The organism is Bifidobacterium jacchi, from assembly GCF_009078285.1.
Taxonomy (GTDB): domain Bacteria; phylum Actinomycetota; class Actinomycetes; order Actinomycetales; family Bifidobacteriaceae; genus Bifidobacterium; species Bifidobacterium jacchi.
Genome location: NZ_RQSP01000005.1, coordinates 58,801 through 63,228 on the forward strand (window position 1 = coordinate 58,801; position 4,428 = coordinate 63,228).

Sequence of the window (4,428 nt, forward strand, 5' to 3'; positions counted from 1 at the left end):
CCAGCCCAGCCCAGCACAACAGCAGCGCAACACACAGCCGTAACATGATCGCCCACGTCCCGTAATCGCGCTTGGATACGCTACGCTAGATATCAGGACGTTCCGTCTTGAGCGTCAGCGCGCGCCGAACGGAACGCAAGCCAGCAGCAGACGCGGCGAAGGAGTGCGACATGGTCGAATCGGCAATCAATCTGGCGGGTGAGCTGGTCAACCGGCGTGAAGCCATCAACCGCGAGCTCAGCCGCAACGGCGTGCGGTTCGGCGTCTACAAAAACGGCGAATACCACGACCGGCTGTTCCCCTACGATCCGATTCCGCGCATCATCGAATCCGACGAATTCGACCAGCTCGAAGCCGGACTGAAGCAGCGGGTCAACGCGCTCAACGCCTATCTCAAGGATGTCTACTCCGACAAGCGCATCATCCACGACGGCATCATCCCCGAGGAATACGTGTACACGTCCGCCGGCTACTTCCCGCAGGTCAACGGCGTGACGCCACCCGGCGGCATCTTCGCGCACATCGCCGGCGAGGATCTCGTGCAGGGCGAGGACGGGCGCTGGTGGGTGCTGGAGGACAACCTGCGCATCCCCTCCGGCGCCAGCTATCCGCTGTTCGCGCGCGACATCGAACGCCGCACCAATCCCAAGCTGTTCCGCGAAGTGCGCGTGCGCGACAACCGCGACTATCCGCGACTGCTGCGCAAGGCGATGGACTTCGTCTCCACCGAGGGCATCGCCGTGGTGCTCACGCCCGGCCGATACAACTCCGCGTTCTTCGAGCACGCGTATCTGGCCGAGAAGACCGGCGCGGCGCTCGCATTCCCCGAGGATCTCGAAGTCGTCGACAACAAGCTGTGCTTCCTCGACTATGCCGGCAGCCGGCATCGCGTCGGCGCGGTGTATCGCCGACTGTCGGACGAGTATCTCGATCCGTTCGCGTTCAACCCCGATTCGGTGATCGGCGTGCCGGGAATACTGTCCGCCTACCGCGCCGGCAATGTGGCGATCATCAACGCGCCCGGCAACGGGGCCGCCGACGACAAGGCGATCTACTATTTCGTGCCGCAGATGATCAAGTACTATCTCGGCGAGGAGCCGATCCTGCACAATGCGCCCACCTATATGCCGATGTTCGAGGCGGATCGGCGCGTCGTGCTTGATCGGCTCGGCGAACTGGTCATCAAGGATGTCGCCGAAGCGGGCGGATACGGCGTGGTGTTCGGCTCGTCGCTCGACGCGGCCGGTCGCGCCGAGCTGGCTGATCGCATCAAGGCCGAGCCGCGGCGGTTCATCGCGCAGGAGGTCATCCAGTTCCGTGACATCGACGTGATCGATCCGGCCACCGGCAAGGCGAGCCCGCGCAAATGCGATCTGCGCGCGTTCGTGGTGACCGGGCAGAACACGCATGTGTGGTATTCGGGACTGACCCGCTATTCGTCGGTGCCCGGGCAGATGATCGTCAACTCGTCGCAGGGCGGCGGATTCAAGGATACGTGGGTGCTCGCCCCTGCCGATGCCGAGAAGGCGAAGGAGAAGACGGTGCAGCGCGACGAGTCGGTCGCGTCGGTGAATCTCATCCCGCACTCCCGTCAGCATGCGTTGTCGCTGGTCACCGCGTCGAAGGCCGACAATCTCTACTGGCTCGGCCGCTACACCGAGCGCGCGTTCACCACGCTCGTGCAGTTCTTCCCGTTCTATGACCGCGTGATGGACACGGATGTGGATGCATTCCGTCCGTTCGCCCGCGCGCTCGACCTGCCCGAGGATTTCGAGGACTTCGACGAGTTCATCCACTCGTTCCTCTACGACGGCGCGAATCCCGATTCGGTGCGCAGCGCCATCGTCGCGGCGTTCAACAACGCGGTCGTGCTGCGTCCGGAACTGTCGTCGCGACTGCTGCAGTACGTCGAACTGGCGGTCACCAACATCACCAATGCGGCGGAGCGGGCGGCCAGCGCCGACGACATCTACGCGCAGCGCGACATCGCCGACGACATGCTCGCGTTCTGGGGCGGCATCGAGAACTCGACCGCCGATTCGACGCTCAAGGCGTTCGTCTTCATCGGCAAGTATCTCGAACGCGTCGATCTGTACACGCGGTTCCGTCTGCCCGCCGACGAGCTGGCCGCGCCGCTGATCAAGCTGGAGACGTATGCGCATCTGCTCGACGGCATGCCGTTGCCGCAGTGCTTCTCGTCCGGCATCAGCTGGCTGCTCGGCCAGCTGCCGGCGCGCGGCTATGCGCAGGTGACGGAGCGGCTGCAGACGTTTCTGCGCGACTTCGGCAAGCGGGTGATTCCCGGCGATATCAAGGATCCGTCGACGTTCGCCGCGATGAACATGGACGCGCGCCGGCCGTGATGCGTGATGCGCGATGCGCGGTGCGCGCCGGCTGTGCTGTGGCGGTGTGCGCGGTTGGTTGGCTGCCGCTGTTCACGGTTGGCTGCCGCTGTGCCTCGTTGGAAAGTGAGCGCGAAATCCGAAGGCTGCGGCGCGGCCGGCTCGGCGGCGGCTGCGGCGCGACCGGCGATGCGATATCCTAAGATGGAGTCGTGGTCGGGTGTCTGGTCTGGGCGCATGACCGGGCGCGTGACTGGCCGTAGCTGCGGGCATGGAAGATCCGCCTGATTCGTTCGTGTGAGGAGCCGCATCATCATGAAGAAACTGGTGTTTGACTACGAGATGAAGCTGACGTTCAGCTCGCCCGTGACCGATCACCGCTTTCAGCTGCGTTGCATTCCTGCGACCGGTCCGCGGCAGCAGGTGGTGGACGTCGAAGTGAAGCTGGAGCCGCACACGGAATTGGAGACGACCATCGATTCGTTCGATTCGGTGGTCATGACCGGGTTCATTCCCGAGCCGCATGATGTGTTCAGCTATTCGGTCACCGGCATTGCTTTCGTGGACAACGCGCATATCAAATCGGAGATCTACAAGCCGCTGTATCGGTTCAATTCGGCGTTGACGATTCCCGGACCGGCGATCGAGGCGATGATCGAGGTGTGCGGAAGGCGGCTTGCCGCGCTTGCCGCCGACGCGACCCCGATCGACAAGGCGCGCGAGATCATGGATGAGGTGTACAAGGCGTTCGTCTATACGCCCGGTTCCACCACGATTCGCACGTCAGCCGAGCAGGCGCTGGAGCAGCGCAAGGGCGTGTGCCAGGACTATGCGCATGTGATGTTGGCGGTGTGTCGCCACCTTGGGCTGACCGCCCGCTATATCGCCGGACTGCTTGGCGGCGAGGGCGCCACGCACGCCTGGGTGGAGATCTATCACAACAATCGTTGGATCGGGCTTGATCCCACGCACAATCGTATGGTCGACGACGACTACATCACGATCGCGCACGGGCGGGACTATCGCGACTGCATGCTCGATATCGGCATCTTTTCGGGCGTGAATGTGCAGCAGTCGCAGTGGGTCAACGCCTCGGTGCACGAGCAGCGGCTGTGAGGCGGCTGGATGCTGAAGGTGCGGTTGCGGCGGCGGCTTGCTGTGGCGGTTGCTGCGTGGTTCGGTTTGGCGGCTGCGGTTGCTGTGTGGCAGGTGGCGGCGCGGTGCGGCGGGGGCTGCTGTTCTTGCATTGCGCTGTGGTGATTTACTGCCGGTGCTGTGGCTGAATGGGGCTGGTTGCGGTGCTGCGGCGTGTGCTGTGGTTGGGCTGCTGTGCGGCTGCGGTGTTGCGGTGTGACTGCGGTTGGTAGCGGTGCGGCGGCGTGTGCTTGCATTGCGCCACGCCGAAACGCCGTTGATTTGCGTATTTGGATGAGTGACATATGATAGAGAGGTTGCGTCTGACGTAACGTATGGATAGGTGTCCGAGCGGTCTAAGGAGCACGCCTCGAAAGCGTGTGAGGCTAACCCCTCCGCGAGTTCGAATCTCGCCCTATCCGCCTTCAGGGTTTCAGGCTTCGGCCTGAAACCCTTTTTGTTTTTCCATAAACCCCTTGCTGCATAACCCTTGTGCATAATCCTTGGCTGCGAGGTGCTGAACCGGTCTGTGCTAGTCTGTGCTAGTCAGGACCCGTCTGGACTCGTCTGTCACGCGATGCAAAAAACGGGTAAAACTGCGTCGCGTGACAAGCTGCGATCTGGTGCGATGCTCAGTCGTCGTGCTGCGTCATTGCAAAACGGCGGAATTGCAATGATTTGGGGGGCTTCTGCTGTTTTCGTGGGTGAGATGGTGGACACCAGAGAGGGACGCTGCTTAGGTACTGCTTAGGTACTGCTTAGGTACTGCTTAGCGCAAGGTGTGCTTAGCGCAAGTGTCTTAGCGCAAGGATTTCTCGGAAACAGGGGGCACTTCGTAAAATCTTTGCGCTGGGACGGGGCTTAGCGCAAAGATTTTACGAACTCAGGGGTCTTTCCGAGAAATCCTTGCGCTACGAGACCTGTTAGCGCAAAGATTTTACGAACTCAAGGC

General features: G+C 62.2%; 2 protein-coding genes and 1 tRNA gene. All 3 read left to right on the forward strand.

Going from position 1 to position 4,428, the window contains the following annotated elements; translation table 11 throughout:
* The first annotated feature begins 170 nt into the window (after positions 1–170).
* Complete coding sequence (locus tag EHS19_RS02675) at positions 171–2,363, forward strand: circularly permuted type 2 ATP-grasp protein (RefSeq protein WP_151916265.1); 2,193 nt, start codon at positions 171–173, stop codon at positions 2,361–2,363.
* A 294-nt stretch (positions 2,364–2,657) separates the two neighbouring features.
* Positions 2,658–3,458 carry a transglutaminase family protein gene (locus tag EHS19_RS02680; protein WP_151916266.1) on the forward strand — a complete coding sequence of 267 codons (801 nt, stop codon included), beginning with the start codon at positions 2,658–2,660 and terminating at the stop codon, positions 3,456–3,458.
* A gap of 355 nt (positions 3,459–3,813) precedes the next feature.
* Positions 3,814–3,898: transfer RNA gene (locus EHS19_RS02685), tRNA-Ser, on the forward strand.
* Positions 3,899–4,428: the final 530 nt, after the last annotated feature.

Excerpts from the sequence above, each read along its gene's own strand:
- EHS19_RS02675 (WP_151916265.1), top strand. The coding sequence starts at position 171 with ATGGTCGAATCGGCAATCAATCTGGCGGGTGAGCTGGTCAACCGGCGT.
- EHS19_RS02680 (WP_151916266.1), top strand. The coding sequence starts at position 2,658 with ATGAAGAAACTGGTGTTTGACTACGAGATGAAGCTGACGTTCAGCTCG.